The 19,724-nt window shown below is 70.6% G+C and carries 12 protein-coding genes; 7 read left to right on the top strand and 5 right to left on the bottom strand.

Annotated elements, in window-relative coordinates:
• Window positions 1–175 precede the first annotated feature (175 nt).
• The gene (locus ACFYSH_RS05725) at window positions 176–2,218 is read left to right on the top strand and encodes a M4 family metallopeptidase (RefSeq protein ID WP_388751045.1); all 2,043 of its coding nucleotides are present in this window, start codon (window positions 176–178) and stop codon (window positions 2,216–2,218) included.
• 60 nt (window positions 2,219–2,278) lie between these two features.
• On the opposite strand, the gene ACFYSH_RS05730 is transcribed toward ACFYSH_RS05725, so the two are convergent.
• Both ACFYSH_RS05730 and glgP read right to left on the bottom strand, forming a co-directional pair.
• Window positions 2,279–4,081: a SpoIIE family protein phosphatase gene (locus ACFYSH_RS05730; RefSeq protein WP_359467718.1), complete on the bottom strand. Its 1,803-nt coding sequence runs from the start codon at window positions 4,079–4,081 to the stop codon at window positions 2,279–2,281.
• A 177-nt stretch (window positions 4,082–4,258) separates the two neighbouring features.
• The gene (gene glgP, locus ACFYSH_RS05735; RefSeq protein WP_359467721.1) at window positions 4,259–6,922 is read right to left on the bottom strand and encodes an alpha-glucan family phosphorylase; all 2,664 of its coding nucleotides are present in this window, start codon (window positions 6,920–6,922) and stop codon (window positions 4,259–4,261) included.
• Window positions 6,923–7,640: 718 nt separating this feature from the next.
• Here glgP and ACFYSH_RS05740 point away from each other — a divergent pair.
• The 4 genes from ACFYSH_RS05740 to glgB all read left to right on the top strand — a co-directional run bounded on the left by ACFYSH_RS05740 (window position 7,641) and on the right by glgB (window position 15,677).
• Window positions 7,641–9,737, top strand: coding sequence for an alpha-1,4-glucan--maltose-1-phosphate maltosyltransferase (locus tag ACFYSH_RS05740; protein ID WP_388751048.1), 2,097 nt, complete (start codon window positions 7,641–7,643; stop codon window positions 9,735–9,737).
• Window positions 9,734–11,440, top strand: coding sequence for a maltose alpha-D-glucosyltransferase (gene treS, locus ACFYSH_RS05745; protein WP_359467727.1), 1,707 nt, complete (start codon window positions 9,734–9,736; stop codon window positions 11,438–11,440). The genes ACFYSH_RS05740 and treS overlap by 4 nt, the downstream gene beginning before the upstream one ends.
• A gap of 294 nt (window positions 11,441–11,734) precedes the next feature.
• Complete coding sequence (locus tag ACFYSH_RS05750; protein ID WP_359467730.1) at window positions 11,735–13,177, top strand: maltokinase; 1,443 nt, start codon at window positions 11,735–11,737, stop codon at window positions 13,175–13,177.
• Window positions 13,178–13,241: 64 nt separating this feature from the next.
• Window positions 13,242–15,677: a 1,4-alpha-glucan branching enzyme gene (gene glgB / locus ACFYSH_RS05755; protein WP_359467732.1), complete on the top strand. Its 2,436-nt coding sequence runs from the start codon at window positions 13,242–13,244 to the stop codon at window positions 15,675–15,677.
• A gap of 111 nt (window positions 15,678–15,788) precedes the next feature.
• Here glgB and ACFYSH_RS05760 read toward each other — a convergent pair whose 3' ends face one another.
• Together ACFYSH_RS05760 and ACFYSH_RS05765 are read right to left on the bottom strand one after the other, a co-directional pair.
• A complete protein-coding gene (locus tag ACFYSH_RS05760; RefSeq protein WP_359467734.1) occupies window positions 15,789–16,238 on the bottom strand; it encodes a hypothetical protein in 450 nt (149 codons plus the stop codon).
• 13 nt (window positions 16,239–16,251) lie between these two features.
• Window positions 16,252–17,244, bottom strand: coding sequence for a MarR family transcriptional regulator (locus ACFYSH_RS05765; protein ID WP_388751051.1), 993 nt, complete (start codon window positions 17,242–17,244; stop codon window positions 16,252–16,254).
• A gap of 562 nt (window positions 17,245–17,806) precedes the next feature.
• Here ACFYSH_RS05765 and ACFYSH_RS05770 point away from each other — a divergent pair.
• Both ACFYSH_RS05770 and ACFYSH_RS05775 read left to right on the top strand, forming a co-directional pair.
• The gene (locus ACFYSH_RS05770) at window positions 17,807–18,031 is read left to right on the top strand and encodes a winged helix-turn-helix domain-containing protein (protein ID WP_359467756.1); all 225 of its coding nucleotides are present in this window, start codon (window positions 17,807–17,809) and stop codon (window positions 18,029–18,031) included.
• Window positions 18,032–18,136: 105 nt separating this feature from the next.
• The gene (locus ACFYSH_RS05775; RefSeq protein WP_359467760.1) at window positions 18,137–18,721 is read left to right on the top strand and encodes a DinB family protein; all 585 of its coding nucleotides are present in this window, start codon (window positions 18,137–18,139) and stop codon (window positions 18,719–18,721) included.
• 309 nt (window positions 18,722–19,030) lie between these two features.
• On the opposite strand, the gene ACFYSH_RS05780 is transcribed toward ACFYSH_RS05775, so the two are convergent.
• Window positions 19,031–19,474: a hypothetical protein gene (locus ACFYSH_RS05780; RefSeq protein WP_359467763.1), complete on the bottom strand. Its 444-nt coding sequence runs from the start codon at window positions 19,472–19,474 to the stop codon at window positions 19,031–19,033.
• Between the last annotated feature and the right edge of the window lie 250 nt (window positions 19,475–19,724).

Consider the following 19,724-nt stretch of genomic DNA (forward strand, 5'->3'; position numbering starts at 1 on the left):
AACGTCCGCTTAACGAACATGACCATTCCGGCAACGGACGAGTTCCGGCCAATGTATTGACGCGGTCCTGACATACCCCTGTTCCGGCTGGCACTCTTCCCCCGTTCCGCGTACCGCCTGCTTTGCCCGGCCCGCTCACCCGGTTGGCCGGCGCCCCCTCGCAGAAGGAGTCCGCGTGAGACCCACGCCCAGCCGTCGTGCCACCGCGACCGGCGCTCTGATAGCCGCAGCCGCTCTCCTCGCCGTCGGAATCCAGGGCGGTGCCGCAACGGCCGCCCCCGAAAGCGCGACCGCGGCCCCCGCCGCGGCGGTGAAGGGCGCCGACCCCGGCGCTCTGCCCGCGAAGCTGTCCCCGGCCCAGCGGGCCGAACTGCTCCGCGAGGCCAACGCCACCAAGGCGGCCACCGCCGAGGAACTCGGGCTCGGCGCCACGGAGAAGCTCGTGGTCCGCGATGTCGTCAAGGACGTCGACGGCACCACCCACACCCGTTACGAGCGCACCCTCGACGGCCTTCCCGTCCTGGGCGGCGACCTGGTCGTGGCCGCGTCGGAGTCCGGTGCGACCCAGGGCGTCACCAAGGCGTCCAAGGCGACCGGCGCGCAGCTGAAGGCGGTCGGCACCACCGCGGACATCGCACCGGCCACCGCTGAGAAGCAGGCGCTCACCGCGGCCCGCTCCGACGGCTCGAAGAGCACGGAGGCGTCCAAGGCCCCGCGCAAGGTCGTCTGGGCGGCGAACGGCGCCCCGCAGCTCGCGTACGAGACGGTGGTCGGCGGCCTCCAGCACGACGGCACCCCGAACGAGCTGCACGTCATCACCGACGCCTCCTCCGGCGCCAAGCTCTACGAGTGGCAGGCCATCGAGAACGGCACCGGCAACACGCTGTACAACGGCCAGGTGACCCTGGGGACCTCCGGTTCCTCGGGCTCGTACAACCTGACGGACAGCGCGCGCGGCAACCACAGGACGTACAACCTGAACCGCGGTACGTCCGGCACCGGGACCCTGTTCTCCGGTCCCGACGACGTCTGGGGCAACGGCAGCGCGTCGAACGCCGAGACCGCCGCCGCCGACGCGCACTACGGGGCGGCGGAGACCTGGGACTTCTTCAAGAACGTCATGGGCCGCAGCGGCATCAGGGGCGACGGCGTCGGCGCGTACTCCCGCGTCCACTACGGCAACAACTACGTCAACGCCTTCTGGTCGGACAGCTGCTTCTGCATGACGTACGGCGACGGCAGCGGCAACGCCGCGCCGCTGACATCGCTCGACGTGGCGGCCCACGAGATGACGCACGGCGTCACCTCCAACACCGCCGGTCTCAACTACAGCGGTGAGTCCGGCGGTCTCAACGAGGCCACCTCGGACATCTTCGCGGCAGGCGTCGAGTTCTACTCGGACACCGCCGAGGACCCCGGCGACTACATGGTCGGCGAGAAGATCGACATCAACGGCGACGGCACCCCGCTGCGTTACATGGACAAGCCGAGCCAGGACGGCGCGTCCAAGGACTACTGGTACTCGGGCATCGGCTCGGTCGACGTCCACTACTCCTCGGGCCCGGCGAACCACTTCTTCTACCTGCTGTCCGAGGGCAGCGGGGCCAAGACCGTCAACGGGGTCTCCTACAACTCCCCGACGTCCGACGGCCTTCCGGTGACCGGCATCGGCCGTGACAAGGCGCTGCAGATCTGGTTCAAGGCGCTCACCACGAAGTTCACCTCCACCACGAACTACGCCGCGGCCCGCACCGGCACCCTCGCCGTGGCCGGTGAGCTGTACGGCACCACGAGCGCCGAGTACGCCGCGGTCGCCCACGCCTGGGCCGGGATCGCCGTGGGCTCCCGCCCCGGTGGCGGCACCGACCCGGGCGGCACGGTCTTCCAGAACACGACCGCCAAGGCCATCGCCGACCGGAGCACCGCGAACTTCCCGGTCGTGGTCAGCGGCGTCACCGGCAACGCGCCCAATGATCTGTCGGTCGCGGTGAACATCAGCCACACCTACCGCGGTGACCTCGTCCTCGACCTGGTCGCCCCGGACGGGACGGCGTACCGCCTGAAGAACTCCTCGTCGAGCGACTCCGCGGACAACGTGGTGGCGACCTACACGGTCAACGCCTCGTCCGAGGTGGCCAACGGCACGTGGAACCTGAGGGTCCAGGACGCCTACTCGGGCGACACCGGCACCTTCAACAGCGTCAAGCTCACCTTCTGAGCCGGACGGCCCGGGGGAGCACGCTCCCCCGGGCCGTCGCGCGTCCGGCCGGGGCCACGTTCACCCCGGGATGTTCTGCTCGGCCCAGACGACCTTGCCGGTCGCGGTGCGGCACGAACCCCACCTGCGGCACAGCAGGTTGATGAGCTGCAGCCCCCGGCCGCCCTCGTCGCTGACGTCGGCGTGCTGGATCTGCGGAAGATCGGGCCCGGTGTCGGCGAGCTCGACCTGGAGCCGGTCGTCGTAGAGCAGCCGGAGCCGGCCCGGGCCGCCGCCGTAGCGGAGGGCGTTGCCGACCAGCTCGCTGACCACCAGCTCCGTCACGTCCGCCAGTTCGTCGAGGCCCCACCGGGAGAGCTGCTCGGTGATCAGCCGGCGCGCGGTGGAGGCGGGGTTGCCTTCCGTGGGCAGGTCCCACTCCCGCAACTTCATGTCGGACGGCGGCTCATGGCCCCCGGCGACCAGCAGCACGGCCTCGTCGAAGCGGCCGTCGTCGCGGCGCGGCGAGGTGAGCGGGCCTCCGGCGTCGAGCTGCTCGGGCGGCATCGCGGCCACGGCCGCGCGCAGCCCCTCCAGTTGTACGTCCACGTCGTCGGTCCTGGTCTTGATCAGCCCGTCGGTGTAGAGCACCAGCCGGCCCCCCGCCGGACCGCGCAGCCGCAGCGCGTCGTACGGGATGACCCCGGCGCCCAGCGGCGCGCCGACCGGCACGTCGAGATAACGGGCGGTACCACCGGCGTCCACCAGCAGCGGCGGCGGATGGCCCGCGCTGGCGATGGTGTAGCTGGAATCCACCGGGTCGTAGACCGCGCACAGACAGGTGGCGACCTGGTCGTCCTCCAGGTCGCGGGTCGCCAGGTCCAGCCGGGCGAGCACCCGGTCGGGTGCGATGTCCAGCATCATGAGCGTACGGGCGACGGCCCGGAGCCGGCCCATCGTGGCGGCGGCGGGCAGCCCGTGGCCGGTGACGTCGCCGACGACCAGCGCCGTACGCCCGCTGGGGAGCGCCACCACGTCGTACCAGTCGCCGCCGACCCCGTGCGCCTCGACGGCCGGAGCGTAGTGGGCGTGCACCCGCAGGCCCGGGGTGTGGGGGGTGACGCGCGGAAGCAGGGAGCGCTGCAGCGAGACGACGTGCTCGCGCTCGCGTCCGTAGAGCCGGGCGTTGTCGATGAACACAGCGGCCATGGAGCCCAGTTGACCGGCGATCTCCAGGTCTGCGCGGTTGAAGGGCGGGCTGTTCCCGGCGCGTACGAAGTCGGCGGAGCCCAGCAGCACCCCACGGGCGATCAGCGGAACGGCCATGTAGCTGTGGACACCCTGGCGCCGCATCGCCTCGGCAGCGCTCCGGGTGGGTGTGACGCGCGCGTAGTCCTCCGGCGTCATGCGGCTGACCAGCACCGGACGGCCGTTGCGCAGGCACTCCTGGGTCAGCAGCGTCTCGCGGCGCTCCCGGCGGTCGACGACCTGGCCGACGGGTGAGGGTTCGAGCTCGTTCAGCGCGTCGATGGCCCGGACCGCCACCGCCCGGGTGACGGGAACCGCCGCACCGGTGACACGCTCGCCCTCCTCACCACGCAGGACGGACTCCAGTACGTCGACGGCCGCACCGTCGGCCAGTCGCGGGACGCTGTATCCGGCCAGCTCCTCCGCCGTGCGCTTCAGATCGAGGGTCGTGCCGATCCGGGTGCTCGCGGCGTGCAGCCAGCGCATCCTGGCCGCGGTGGTGAAGCGGTCGCCCCGCAGCGGGACGGTTTCCGGCCGGCGGATGTGCAACGGCCGGGAGGTGCCGTTCCGCGCGGCCAGCCGACGGGTCAGGCGTTTCGCTCGGCCTCCGCCGCCGTTCACCGTGCTGACCTCCACTCGCGCCCCAGGGACGCCTCGCTGTCACGTCGGTGGCTGCTGGGCGACACCGGCACGGTTGTCATGTTAGCCAGATCACGGCAGAAACACCCCTGTCGGTGGTTTCCTTCGGGGACCGTCGGGCACGGCGGCGGGGCCGGACGCGTGTGGCGCCCGGCCCCGTCGCCGGCCCGTGTGTCAGCGCAGAAGCATTCCGCCGCCGTCGACCGTGGCGGCGTTCGGCACCGCGACCAGGCCGAGTTCCGCACCCGAGGCGAGCCGTGGATGCGAGGGCAGGACGCGCACGGTGTAGCCGTAGGGACCCGTGCGGTCGAGAGCGAGTGGGCCCTCGTACAGCCAGCGGTCCTCCAGGTCGTGACCGCCGGCCGGCTTCAGCGGGAACGTCCGGGCCTCCGCGATCGCGTCACCGGAGTCGACCCGCCCGGCGACCACCTGCACCTCGACGTCCTCCGGGTCCAGTCCGCCCAGGGCGATCCGGACCCGCAGTGCCAGGGTGGATCCCAGCTCTGCGGACCCGCCGACGACCGTGTCGGCGGAGGCCTCCACGTGATCGACCGCCACCTGCGGCCAGGCCGCACGGATCCTGGCCTTCCAGGTGGCGAGCTCGCGGGCGGCGACGGGCTCCAGCGCCCGGCGCGACAGCGCCGCGGGGGCGTAGAGCCTTTCGACGTACTCCCGCACCATGCGGCCCGCGAGGACCTTGGGGCCCAGGGTGACCAGGGTGCGGCGGACCATCTCGATCCATCGCTCGGGCAGGCCCTCGGTGTTGCGGTCGTAGAAGCGCGGGGCGACCCGGTCCTCGATCAGCGAGTAGAGGGCGTTGGCCTCCAGCTCGTCACGCCGCTCCTCGTTCGTGGCGGACCCGTCGGCGGTGGGGATCGCCCAGCCGAAGTCCGGCTCGAACCACTCGTCCCACCAGCCGTCGCGCACGGAGAGGTTGAGGCAGCCGTTGAGCGCCGCCTTCATCCCGCTGGTGCCGCAGGCCTCCAGGGGGCGCAGCGGGTTGTTGAGCCAGACGTCGCAGCCCGGGTAGAGCCTCTGCGCCATTCCCATGCCGTAGTCCGGCAGGAAGACGATGCGATGGCGTACCCGCGGGTCGTCCGAGAAGCGCACCAGTTCCTGGATCAGCCGCTTGCCGCCGTCGTCGGCGGGGTGGGCCTTGCCGGCGACGACGATCTGGATCGGGTGCGTCGGGTGGAGCAGCAGCTCCCGCAGCCGGTCGCGGTCGTGCAGCATGAGGGTGAGCCGTTTGTACGAAGGCACCCGGCGGGCGAAGCCGATGGTCAGCACGTCCGGGTCGAGGACGCCGTCGACCCAGCCCAGTTCGGCGGTGCCCGCGCCGCGCCTGCGCCAGGAGGCGTGGAGCCGTGTGCGCACCTCGGCGACGAGCTGCTCGCGCAGCCCCCGGCGCAGGTCCCAGATCTCGTGGTCCGGGACGGCGGTCACGGCGTCCCAGCGTCCGGGGGTGCCTGCCGTTCCTGCGCGGCCCGTCCCGGCTCCGGCGAGGGCGTTCCGCGCACGTGCGGAGCCGAAGACGCCGGCGCCGAGCCGGAGGACCTCGGGGGCGACCCAGGTCGGGGCGTGCACCCCGTTGGTCACCGAGGTGATCGGCACCTCGGAGGGGTCGAATCCCGGCCACAGGCCGGAGAACATCTCCCGGCTGACGGCTCCGTGCAGGGTCGAGACCCCGTTGGCGCGCTGGGCGAGCCGCAGCCCCATCACTGCCATGTTGAAGAGGTCGGGCTCGCCGCCGGGGTAGGTCTCCATCCCGAGGCGCAGGATCCTGTCCACACCGATCCCGGGCAGCTCGCCGTCGTCACCGAAGTGACGGGCGACGAGCTGGCGCTCGAACCGGTCTATCCCGGCGGGTACCGGGGTGTGCGTGGTGAAGACCGCGCCTGCCCGTACGACCTCCAGCGCGGCGTCGAAGTCCAGGCCCGTGTCGGAGAGTTCACGGATCCGCTCCAGGCCGAGGAATCCGGCGTGGCCCTCGTTGGTGTGGAAGACCTCGGGGTCCGCGTGCCCGGTCAGCCGGCAGTAGGTGCGCACGGCGCGGACCCCGCCGATGCCGAGCAGCATCTCCTGCAGCAGCCGGTGGTCGCTGCCGCCGCCGTAGAGCCGGTCGGTGACGTCGCGTTCGCCCGGTGCGTTCTCCTCGACGTCGGAGTCCAGGAGCAGCAGGGGGACGCGCCCGACGCGGGCCTGCCAGACCGAGGCGTGGAGCGAGCGCCCGCCGGGCAGGGCGAGGACGACCCTGCTGGGGCTGCCGTCGGTCTCCCGCAGGAGGGTGAGCGGCAGCTCGTTGGGGTCGAGGACGGGGTAGTGCTCCTGCTGCCAACCGTCCCGGGAGAGGCTCTGTCGGAAGTAGCCGTGCCGGTAGAGCAGACCGACCCCGATGAGCGGTACGCCCAGGTCGCTGGCGGCCTTCAGGTGGTCACCGGCCAGGATGCCGAGGCCGCCCGAGTACTGGGGCAGGGCGGCGGTGACACCGAATTCGGGTGAGAAGTAGGCGATGGCGGCGGGGAGCTCGGCGCCCTGGGAGAGCTGGTCCTGATACCACCTCGGGCCGTCGAGGTACTCACGGAGGTCCTCGGACACCTCGGTGAGCCGGTGCAGGAACTGCTCGTCGCCGGCCAGCTCGGCAAGGCGGGCGGCGGAGACGGCACCGAGCAGGCGCACGGGGTCGGCGTCCGCGGGCCGCCAGCCCTCCGGGTCGGCCGCCTGGAAGAGCTGTTGGGTCTCGGTGTGCCAGGACCAGCGCAGGTTGCGGGCGAGGTCGCTGAGCGGTCGCAGGGGTTCGGGGAGGACGGGACGCACGGTGAATCGACGAATGGCCTTCACGTATCCCACCTTTACAGGGGACGTACGGATCCGAGGGGACGCACGACGGTGGGCGCCCTCTCCGTCACCCTCGACGGTAGCGGCGTGCCGCCGAACGCGGACACGGCGCGCGACCGGCTCAGTGGGCCCGCCCCGGCGCGGTCCGTCCGCCCCCGTCCCCCACGCTGCACCGGGCGCACCGCCCCCTGCCACCTCACGTGCCCCACCGGTGCAACGAGGCCCCGGCACCCTCTCCCACCCCTCCGGCCCAGGCCGCCGCATGGGCCAGATGCGCCAGTTACGCCCCCTTCTGTCACGGGCGATATGGCTGATTTCCCCTCCTCACTCGGACTTGTGGCACCCCGCACCACAGGGAAGGCTTCGGAGGTGCCCGCGTGGCGGCCGGGGGACCGGCGCGCGGCCCACAGCGCGTGCACCAGTTGCACCCAGGAGTTGACACTCCGCCGGGTTGGCCGCCCGAAAGCGGTGGGAAGGCTTCCCCGGTAACACCCCCGCGCTGCACATCCCAGGTGCCCCGGTCCGAGCACGAACCGCCCGCGCACCTGCCATTCGAGTGCCATTCGAGTGAACGCGGACAGGAGCGGCCATGCCCACAGCCCGCCAGCCGACGACCGAGCAGCTACAAAGGACGCACCCCCACCATCGCGGCGCGCGCGGTCAGCCCTTCACGCCCACGTCCCGCGCCGTGCATGCCGAGCTCCGACCCCCAGGTGATTCCATGATCGGTCGCATTCCCGTCCTGGACGTCCGTCCGCTCGTCGACTGCGGCAGACGTCCCGCCAAAGCCGTTGTGGGCGAGACCTTCGAGGTCAGCGCCACCGTGTTCCGCGAGGGCCATGACGCCGTGGCCGCCGACGTCGTCCTGTGCGACCCGAACGGACGGCCCGGCCCCTGGACGCCGATGCGCGAGCTCGCTCCCGGCACGGACCGGTGGGGCGCCGACGTCACCCCGGAGTCCGAGGGGCACTGGACGTACACCGTCGAGGCGTGGAGCGATCCGGTCAGCACCTGGCGCGCCCGTGCGCGGATCAAGATTCCGGCGGGCATCGACGTCGCGCTGGTCCTCGACGAGGGGGCCGCGTTGTACGCCCGCGCCGCCGAGGGCGTGCCGAAGAAGGACGGGCGGGAGGCCGTGCTGGCGGCCGTGGACGCGCTGCGCGACACGAAGCGCCCGGCGGCCGCCCGGCTCGCGGCCGCGCTGACCGCCGAGGTGGACGAGGCGCTCGGACGCCACCCCCTGCGCGAGCTGGTCACCGCGTCCCGGCCGCTGCCACTGACGGTGGAGCGCCGGCGCGCCCTGTACGGCTCCTGGTACGAGCTGTTCCCGCGGTCCGAGGGCGCGCGGGAGGAGGCGGTGGCGCCCGCGAAGCCGGCCCGGAAGCCGCGGGCCACGAAGACCGCGAAGACGGCAGCCGCTCGGAAGAAGGCTTCGGCGGCGGTCACGTCGGAGCTGTCCCTGCCCGCTCCGAGGGTGATCAGCGGTACCTTCAGGACCGCCGCCGAACGGCTTCCCGCCGTTGCCGCGATGGGCTTCGACGTGGTCTATCTCCCGCCGGTCCACCCCATCGGCACCACCCACCGCAAGGGCCCGAACAACAGCCTCACCCCCGGCGACGGCGACCCGGGCGTGCCCTGGGCGATCGGTTCGGCCGAGGGCGGCCACGACGCCGTCCACCCTGATCTCGGCACGCTCGAGGACTTCGACCACTTCGTCGCGACGGCACGCACACTGCGGATGGAGGTCGCGCTCGACTTCGCCCTCCAGTGCTCGCCGGACCACCCCTGGGTGACGGAGCATCCGGAGTGGTTCCACCACCGTCCGGACGGGACCATCGCCTACGCCGAGAACCCGCCCAAGAAGTACCAGGACATCTATCCGATCGCGTTCGACATGGACATGCCCGGGATCGTCACGGAGACCGTCCGCATCCTGCGGTTCTGGATGGAGCACGGGGTGCGGATCTTCCGCGTCGACAATCCGCACACCAAGCCGGTGGTGTTCTGGGAGAAGGTGATCGCCGACATCAACCGCACCGACCCGGACGTCATCTTCCTGGCGGAGGCCTTCACCCGCCCCGCGATGATGCGCACGCTGGCCTCGGTCGGCTTCCAGCAGTCGTACACGTACTTCACCTGGCGTAACACGAAGCAGGAACTCACCGAGTACGTCACCGAACTCTCGGGCGAGAGTTCCTCGTACATGCGGCCCAACTTCTTCGTGAACACGCCCGACATCCTTCCCGGTTACCTCCAGGAGGGCGGCCGTCCGGCCTTCGAGGCCCGGGCCGTGCTGGCCGCGACACTGTCCCCGTCCTGGGGCGTGTACGCGGGTTTCGAGCTGTGCGAGAACACCCCGGTGCGTCCCGGGAGCGAGGAGTACCAGGACTCGGAGAAGTACCAACTCAGGCCCAGGGACTGGGAGTCGGCGGAACGTGAGGGCCGCTCGCTCGCTCCTCTGATCACCTCGCTCAACCGGATCCGGCGTCGCCATCCGGCGCTCCAGCAACTGCGCGACGTCCACTTCCACCCGGTCGACAACGAGGCACTGATCGCCTACAGCAAGCGCTCCGGCCCGGACACCGTCCTGGTGGTCGTCAACCTCGACCCTCACCACACCCAGGAGGCCACGGTCTCGTTGGACATGCCGCGTCTCGGCCTCGACTGGCACGAGAGCGTGCCGGTGCGCGACGAGCTCACCGGCGACACCTATCACTGGGGCAGGACCTTCTATGTGCGCCTGGAGCCGGGCACGACTCCGGCGCACATCGCGGTCCTGCGACCGTCCCCGCCGACCGGAGGGTCACCCACACCATGATCGTCAACGAGCCTGTCCACGACCTGTTCGAGGACACTCCCGCCAGGGACCGCGATCCCGACTGGTTCAAGCGCGCCGTCTTCTACGAGGTACTCGTCCGGTCCTTCCAGGACTCCAACGGGGACGGCGTCGGTGACCTCAAAGGCCTCACCGCCAAGCTGGACTACCTGCAGTGGCTGGGCGTCGACTGCCTGTGGCTGCCGCCGTTCTTCAAGTCCCCGCTGCGCGACGGTGGTTACGACGTCTCCGACTACACCGCCGTGCTGCCCGAATTCGGCGACCTCGCCGACTTCGTGGAGTTCGTCGACGCCGCGCACCAGCGCGGCATGCGCGTGATCATCGACTTCGTCATGAACCACACGAGCGATCAGCACGACTGGTTCCAGCAGTCCCGCACGGACCCGGACGGGCCGTACGGCGACTACTACGTCTGGGCCGACGACGACAAGCAGTTCCCGGACGCCCGGATCATCTTCGTCGACACCGAGACGTCCAACTGGACCTTCGACCCGGTCCGCAAGCAGTACTACTGGCACCGGTTCTTCTCGCACCAGCCCGATCTCAACTACGAGAACCCGGCGGTGCAGGAGGAGATCATCTCGGCCCTGCGCTTCTGGCTGGACCTGGGTATCGACGGCTTCCGCGTCGACGCGGTGCCCTACCTCTACCAGCGCGAGGGCACCAACTGCGAGAACCTCCCCGAGACCCACGACTTCCTCAAGCGGGTCCGCAAGGAGATCGACGCCAACTACCCGGACACCGTGCTCCTGGCCGAGGCCAACCAGTGGCCGGAGGACGTCGTCGACTACTTCGGTGACTACACGGCCGGCGGCGACGAGTGCCACATGGCGTTCCACTTCCCCGTGATGCCCCGCATCTTCATGGCCGTACGCCGCGAGAGCCGCTACCCGGTCTCGGAAATCCTGGCGAAGACCCCGGAGATCCCGTCGGGCTGCCAGTGGGGCGTCTTCCTGCGCAACCACGACGAGCTCACGCTCGAGATGGTCACGGACGAAGAGCGCGACTACATGTACGCGGAGTACGCCAAGGATCCACGGATGCGGGCCAACATCGGCATCCGGCGGCGGCTCGCACCGCTCCTGGACAACGACCGCAACCAGATCGAGCTGTTCACGGCGCTGCTGCTGTCCCTGCCCGGCTCCCCGATCCTCTACTACGGGGACGAGATCGGGATGGGCGACAACATCTGGCTGGGCGACCGTGACGCCGTACGCACCCCGATGCAGTGGACACCCGACCGTAACGCCGGGTTCTCCTCCAGCGACCCGGGCCGGCTCTACCTCCCCACGATCATGGACCCGGTCTACGGCTACCAGGTCACCAACGTCGAGGCATCGATGGCCTCGCCGTCGTCGCTGCTGCACTGGACGCGGCGGATGATCGAGATCCGCAAGCAGAACCCGGCGTTCGGCCTCGGCTCGTACAGCGAACTGCCGTCCTCGAACCCGGCGGTGATCGCTTTCACCCGTGAGTACAAGGACGACCTCGTGCTGTGCGTCCACAACTTCTCGCGGTTCGCGCAGCCGACGGAGCTCGATCTGCGCACCTTCGACGGGCGTCATCCGGTGGAGCTGATCGGCGGGGTGCGCTTCCCCGCCGTCGGTCAGTGGCCCTACCTGCTGACACTCGCGGGGCACGGTTTCTACTGGTTCCGGCTGCGGAAGGACGCCTCGGTCAGCTGACCACCGGTGAAGGCCGGCTGACGGCGCCCCGCCTGCGGGGCGCCACCCGCGGGGCGGTTTCCACCGCCCCGCACGGGGCACTCTCCCCCATATCGAGCACTTCCTGGCTCTTCCGGACTCTTGTGGCCCCTTGATCAAGCATTGATCGAGCACCGAACGAGCACTGATCGAGCACCGATCGAGTCCATACGGACATTTCCTCACCCGACACGTCCCGCACAGCCGGACAGCCATTGCCGCAATCCGGGACACTCTTCGCATCCTGTGGTGTGCCCGGGGAAAGGACGCGATGCCATGTCGGAGGCTGCATCCACTCGAGTCGCCCTGGCGAAGAACACAACATCGAGAAAGACGACAAGACGACATTCGACGAGCGCCCCGGGGGCCACGGCCCTCCTGGCGTCACTCGCCCCACTGCTCCACGAGTGGGTGCCCCGGCAGCGGTGGTTCGCGGGCAAGGGGCAGCCGGTCACCGGCTTCTCCCTCGTCGCGGCCACCGAGATACTGCCCCTGGACACCCCGGGCACAGCCCCCGGGCTGCTGCACCTGCTCGTCCGCGTACACCAGCCGAGCAGCCGCTCCGCGCATGCCCAGGGAGACTGCTACCAACTCCTGCTCGGCGCGCGCACCACGCTCCCCCCACGTCTGGCCGACGCCCGCATCGGCCAGGTCACGGACGGCCCGCTGGCGGGCCGCACCCTGTACGAGGGGCTGCACGACCCACGCGTCGCCGACCTTCTGCTGGAACGATTCCGTAACCCCGGATCCCTCGGCATCCTCCGCTTCGACCGGGCGGGCACCGTTCCGCCGTCCCTCGCCCCGCGCCTCCTGGACACCGAGCAGTCGAACTCCTCGCTCGTCTACGGGGACGCCCTCATCCTGAAGATCTTCCGCCGCGTCTTCCCCGGCACCAACCCCGACCTCGAACTGCCGCTCGCACTGGGCCGGGAGGGCTGCGGCCGGGTCCCCGCCCCGGTCGCCTGGTTCGAGGCGACGGCCACCCCGGAGCCGCTCACGCTCGGCGTGCTCCAGCCCTTCCTGCGGGGCGTCCAGGACGGCTGGCAGCTCGCGCTGGCCGCCCTGGCCACCGGGCGGGACTTCGTACCCGAGGCGCACGCGCTCGGCCGGGCCACCGCCGAGGTGCACACGGCCCTCGCCGCCGCACTGCCGACGCCGCCCCTGGCCCACGAACGGACCAGGGACCTGGTGGCCGGGATGGTGGAGCGCCTGGAGGCCGCGGCCCAGGCGGTCCCGGCGCTCGCCCCGTACGCACCGGGGCTGCGCACCGCCTTCGACGCCGTCGCGGCGCTCGGGGACACCGGTCACGGCTGGGCGGCGCAGCGGGTCCACGGGGATCTGCACCTGGGGCAGACCCTGCGGGACGACGACGGCTTCTGGTCGCTGATCGACTTCGAGGGCGAGCCGGCCAAGCCGCTGCCCGAACGCCGCAGCCCGCAGCCGACGGTGCGCGACGTCGCCGGGATGCTCCGGTCCTTCGACTACGCGGCCCGCTCGCACCACCCGTGGAACCCCGCGTGGGCGGCCCGCTGCCGTGCCGCGTACTGCGAGGGCTATGCCGCCGCGGCGGGCTCCGACCCCCGCTCCCGACCGGAGCTGCTGCGCGCCCATGAGACCGACAAGGCGGTGTACGAGGTGCTGTACGAGGCCCGGCACCGCCCCGACTGGCTGCCGGTCCCTATGGCAGCCATCCAGCGCCTGGCGGCCACGCCCGTGTGACCTCCGCTTCCCACCACCCACCCCGGGCCGTACGAGCCCACGAGCCTTCGAGGAGGCTGTCTCCGTGACCGCCCGCAAGCCGTCCCGCAAGCCGTCCGAGCCGATCGAGGTCCCGCCCACGGCCAAGCCGGTGACCACCGAGGTCACCGCCCCGGCCGCGGCGCCCGCCACCACTCCCGCCACGGCCCCTGCCGCCGCCCCCACGGACGCGCCTGCCGACGCGCCCCCGCCGCCGCCCGTCAAGCGGGCCCGAGCCAGGAAGACGACTGCGGCGGCCTCCAAGACCCCGCCCCGCCCCCGGCGCGGGGGAGGCAGCAGGAGCGTGCTGCCCGCCACCGCCCTGGACGACGCGGACCGGGGCCGGCTGCTCGCGGGTGAGCACCACGATCCGCACGGCGTCCTGGGCGCGCACCCGACCCCGGGCGGAGTGCTCTTCCGCGCGCTGCGCCCGTACGCGCGCTCGGTGACCGTGCTGGCCGGGGGCAAACGGGCCGCGCTGCAGAGCGACGGCGACGGCTTCTTCTCGGGCATCCTGCCCCTGCCGGCCGTGCCCGACGGCTACCGCCTGCAGGTCGCCTACGACGACAACACGATCGAGGTGGAGGACCCGTACCGCTTCCTGCCCGCCATCGGCGAACTCGATCTGCACCTGATCGGCGAGGGCCGGCACGAGGAGCTGTGGAAGGCACTCGGCTCCCAGACGATGGAGCACCAGGGTGTCGCGGGCACCCGCTTCACCGTCTGGGCGCCGAACGCGCGGGGCGTGCGCGTCACGGGCGACTTCACCTACTGGGACGGCACGGCCTTCCCCATGCGCTCCCTCGGCTCCACCGGCGTGTGGGAGCTCTTCCTCCCCGGCGTCGGCGAAGGCGCCGTGTACAAGTACGACATCAGCAGGCCCGACGGCTCGCACACCCAGCGCGCCGACCCGATGGCCCGCAGCACCGAGGTACCACCCGCGACAGCGTCGGTGGTCACCGCGTCGCACCACGTGTGGCAGGACGAGGACTGGATGAGCCACCGGGGCGACCGCCCGGTCCACGAGGCCCCGTTCTCGGTCTACGAGGTCCACCTGCCGTCCTGGCGCCCCGGCCTCGACTACCGCCGACTGGCCTCACAACTCCCGGCGTACGTACGGGATCTGGGCTTCACCCATGTGGAACTGATGCCGGTTTCCGAGCATCCCTTCGGAGGGTCCTGGGGCTACCAGGTCACCGGGTTCTACGCGCCGACGTCCCGCATGGGCACCCCGGACGACTTCCGTTTCCTGGTCGACGCACTGCACGCGGCGGGCATCGGCGTCCTCATGGACTGGGTGCCGGCCCACTTCCCCCGCGACGACTGGGCGCTCGCCGAGTTCGACGGCCGCCCGCTGTACGAGCACTCCGACCCGAACCGGGCCGCGCACCCGGACTGGGGCACGCTGGAGTTCGACTACGGCCGTAAGGAAGTGCGTAACTTCCTCGTGTCCAACGCCACGTACTGGTGCGAGGAGTTCCACATCGACGGGCTGCGGGTCGACGCGGTCGCCTCCATGCTCTACCTCGACTACTCCCGCGAGGACGGCCAGTGGTCGCCGAACGAGCACGGGGGCCGGGAGAACCTGGACGCGGTCACCTTCCTCCAGGAGATGAACGCGACGGTCTACCGTCGCAACCCCGGCGTCGTCACGATGGCGGAGGAGTCCACCGCCTGGAACGGCGTCACCCGCGCGACGGACCACGGCGGGCTCGGTTTCGGGCTGAAGTGGAACATGGGCTGGATGCACGACTCGCTGGTGTACATGTCCAAGGAGCCCATCCACCGCAAGTACCACCACGACGAGATGACCTTCTCGATGGTGTACGCGTACAGCGAGAACTACGTGCTGCCGATCTCGCACGACGAGGTCGTGCACGGCAAGCAGGCCCTTGTCACCAAGATGCCCGGCGACTGGTGGCAGCGGCGGGCCAACCACCGCGCGTACCTCGGCTACATGTGGGCCCATCCGGGCAAGCAACTCCTCTTCATGGGACAGGAGTTCGCTCAGGGCGCCGAGTGGTCCGAGGGGCACGGCCCGGACTGGTGGCTGCTCGACGAGACCTACGAGGCCTCCGGCGACCACCGGGGCGTACGCAATCTGGTCACGGACCTCAACGCGGTGTACCACGCGCTGCCCGCGCTCTGGCAGCGGGACACCGTGCCGGAAGGTTTCAGCTGGATCGACGGGGGCGCGGCAGAGGACAACGCGTTCGCCTTCGTCCGGTACGACGCGGACGGCTCGCCGCTGATCGCCGTCTCGCACTTCTCCCCGGTGGTGCGCAGCGACTACCGCATCGGCGTACCGGACGGCCCGGAGGCCTGGGTCGAGGTCATCAACACCGACGCGGCCCGCTACGGCGGCAGCGACGTGCGCAACGAGGAGCCGCTGAAGCCGGAGGCGGTGCCGGCACACGGCCGGGACACCAGCATCACGCTGACGCTCCCACCGCTGGCGACGGTGTGGCTGCGGCCGGCCTGACGGCGACGGGGAGCAGGCGGCGCACCCGGACGGAACCGGGTGCGCCGCACCACGCCCGTGGTGATGAGAAGGGGACGTCCGTGACGCCCCCGCGAGCGCGTGCGGCCTGCCCTACTTGAACGTGTACGAGCAGGGCTTGCCCGGGTCCTTCTTGGTGTCGACCACCGTCTTGCCGTCAAAGACGATCGAACACGTCGCCTGGGGGGCGTATGCACCGTCGGCCGTCATCATGTGTCCGGGCGCAGCGATCACCAGTCGGCCGACCTCCTGCTCGGCGCCTCGCGCCGCGATGGTGGCCGTCTTCGACCAGGGCAGGGTCACCTTCGGGGTCTCCGACTCGTCGAGGGTGTACATGACGGTGCCCGTGCCCTCACCATCGATCTTGATGGTGACCTCGTGCGAGGGGCCCTCAGAGACGCCGCTGCCCCCGGATTCCTCCGACTTCTCGGCCTTCGGACTCGCGGAACTCGCCGCCTTGCTGGTGTCGGCGGGCTTCTCCTCACCACCACCGCAGCCCGTCAGCAGAGCGGCTGCCAGGACGAAGGCCGTCGCAAACGCCATGGCCCGGGAGCCCTCAGGGCGCCCGCATCAGGTTGCGCATGCTGCCCACCAGCGCCTTGACGTCCCGCCCACCGGGCAGTTCGGCCGCCGGGTCCTCGATGGCTCCGGTCCCCGCCTGGACGGTGGTGCGGCAGGGGCGACAGAGGCCGTCCGGGAGGGCCTCCGCCGGGCCGGGCCGACCGCATTCCGCGCACTCGACCAGGAGCGGGCGTACCCCAAGCGCGGCCGACCCAGGGGGAGGAGCGTCGGGCAGCCGGGGCGGGAGTTTGTCGATGAGGCGACGGCGTACGAAGCCGACGGGCGAGCCGATCGGGGAGGGGAGGCCGGAGGTCAGGGCCTGGGTGAGGTAGTCGGCGTCCACCCCACGGGCGAACCACTCCGCTGCGAACCGCTCCAGCGCGGCGCAGTCCCCGGCGGAGAGGGCCAGCCGGGGTTCGAGGCGCCCGAGCCGGGCCAGTGCGACGTAGGCGGGCGAGGAGGCGGCGCTGTCCGGAGCCGGGTCGGCCGTCGGCCTCTGCTGCGGTACGGGGACCGGCTCTTCGGCAGGCACCCAGGGCGGCGGCGGTGCGGGCGCTTCCTGCGTGGACGAGCCCTCTCCCCCGGTCGCCTCGCCCGCGAGGTGGTTGGCCCACCACTCGTTGTCGCGGGCGCGGCGGGACCAGTAGGTACGCGTCACCCAGCGGCTCTGGCCGGACGATTCGACGCGGCAGCGTACGTGGCGGAGGTGGCCGGCGACCGCGAGGGTACGCAGGGCGGTACCGATGGCCATCTGTCCGTACAGCGGGAGGTCTTTGGCGAGCGACTTGATGTCCATGGCCGCACCGTCGGGGAGATGGTCGACGTACCCGGCGACGTACCGCTCGCGCTCGCGGAGAAGGGCGAAGTCGGATGCCTGGGACGGTGGTTGCCCCAGCACGGAACGCTTGCCGTAGCCGGTGCGGGCCTGGCGGTACGGGCGCGAGGGTGCGGGGGCGCACGGGGCGGAGCTAGGGTGCTGGGTAGCCACGAGATCGTCTTTCTAGGGTATCGATCTTGGGGTGAGACCCCGGATGGTGCTTCCTACACCGTGCCGGGGTCGTTTCGTTGAGGGCACCGTAAGCATCCGCGACTCTGCGCCGCAAGCCGGTCACTATTAGTCATACTTGCTGGCCGTTACGGGGTGGGGAGGGTGGGTAGGTTTTCCCAACCCCTTCTTTTTCCCCCGGATGTACAACATCGCTCGAATCCCGACTCCCGGATTCCGACCCCCGAAGCCCGAAGCTCAAGCGCCGGTCCGGGAGCCTCACACGTACCCCCGAAAGAGTGACCGGACCCTTTCCGACGCTCGAACCCCGGGCCCCGGGACCCGAGTTCCGTGACTTGAGCTTCGGGAAGCTACGACCTTCCTCCTCCGCGCAGCGACCGGTTCGCAGGTCGAGCCAAGGGTTCTGCGCGTAGCTTCCGTCATGTCTGCTGACTCCATCCAACCGGTCGCCGGGTTCTCTTCGGCCCTATCATGCGTAAGCGCGATACCGCACTAACGCGTAACCGCGATAGCGCAATCTCGCGAACTCGCCCACGCTGGAGATATGGACCTTGACCGCTCCGTCCCCGTGTGGCCCCAGGTGGCTGATGAGCTGCGCCGACGCCTGGACGCCGGCCGCTACGAACCCGGCTCCCGCTTCCCCGGCACAGTGGCGTTGGCTGCTGAATTCGATGTCAGTCAGTCGACAGCGCAGAAGGCCGTAGTTGCGCTCCGCCAGGAAGGGCGTCTGTACACCGTGCTGGGCCAGGGATCGTTTGTATCGCACTGAGGGCACATCTCCCGCGCCCCACATCTGCCAGACTTCGGCTCCGGTCGTTGCGGTCCACGCACGGGATCTTGAGGCCGCGAGTAGCCCATGGCAGGCTCATGCCGCATGATCGATGAATTCGCGAAGGACAACCTGCACGGGAGACTGCGGCGGGACCGCGAGGCACTGCTCTGGAAGCTCGACGGCTTGTCCGAATACGACGCCCGCCGACCGTTGACCGTGACCGGGAGCAACCTCCTCGGCCTGGTCAAACACGTGGCCAGCGTCGAGGCCAGGTATTTTGGCGAGGTCTTCGCCCGCCCTTTCCCGGAACCTCTGCCCCGGTGGCAGGACCACGACGGCAGCGATCTGTGGGCGACTGAGGGCGAGACCCGCGATCAGATCATCGAGTTCTACCGGCGCACGCGGGAACACTCGGACGCGACGATCAACGAGCTTCCCCTCGATGCCCCCGGCCACGTGCCCTGGTGGCCGGACCCCCATTCCCACACGAACCTGTTCGCCGTCATGGTCCACGTCCTCGGCGAGACCAACCGGCATGCCGGGCACGCCGACATCCTGCGTGAAAGCGTAGACGGCCGAACCGGGATGCGCCCCGAACATGAGATGCAGATCGATGAAAAAGCCCGCGCCGTCTACTACGCGAAGATCGAGCAGGCCGCCAGATCGGCCGCCTCGGCCAGAGCGTAGAGGTCCGTGCCACGTGGCTTGAGGTTCGAGCGGCATGATGGCGGCCGTGAGGGGTGATCTGTCGAAGCGTCTGGTTCCTGCTGAGCTCTGGGAGCTGGTCGCCCCGCTACTGCCGTCATTCGCGGCTCGACCGCAAGGTGGCGGACCGCTCCGCGTGACGACCCCTCATAGTGCTCCGAGGAGGCGCCGGCACCACGGGTCGGCGGCCAACTGCGTGTGGTCGTGCTGGACGACTCGCGAAGTCCGGTGCGCCTCAGCCCCCTTCGGTCCGACATCGAGACCGCTCGGACGTCGCAGGGCCGCAGCGGGCTACTTGAGCTTGTAGGAGCAGGGCTTGCCCGTCTCGCCACCCTCCTGCTCGACAACCGTCTTTCCGTCGACGGTGATCGAACATCCTGCGGAGACCAGCTTGCCGTCGGCTGCCGTCATGGTGCCGGGCGTGACGATCACCAGCCGTCCGACCTCGCTCTCCGCACCTCGCGGGGCGATGGTGGCCGTCTTCGTCCACGGCAGTTCGACGTCCGCGAAGTCCGAGTCGTCGAGGGTGTACATGACCTTGCTCTTGCCCGTTCCCTCGACCTTGATCGTCACCTCGTGCGACGTGCCCTCGCCGGCGTCCTTCGGCTTCGCGGACTCCGGGGCGGTGGTGCTCTGCCCCTTGCCTTCGTCGGCCGGCTTCTCCTCGCCACCACCGCAGCCCGTCAGCAGCGCGGCGGTCAGAACGAAGGCCGTCGCGGTGAGTGTCTTGCGCATTGCTTCCCCCAAGATCGGTGTCCCCGGCGCGCTCGACAGGCCCCGGGTCCCGGAAAAGCCTAGTCAGGCGCACCGACAGCCATTTCTGCGGGCTCGGCTGGGGGCTTCCGTCCCCGCGTGGACGGTGGCACGGCAGGGACGGCAGAGGCCGTCCGGGAGCGCGTCGGCCGGGCCGGGGCGACCACATTCGACGCACTCGACCAGGCGAGGCCGTACGGCTGGTGCCTGATGTACGCGGGAATGGGCGCGC

It is taken from the genome of Streptomyces sp. NPDC005791 (genome assembly GCF_042871485.1).
Taxonomy (GTDB): domain Bacteria; phylum Actinomycetota; class Actinomycetes; order Streptomycetales; family Streptomycetaceae; genus Streptomyces.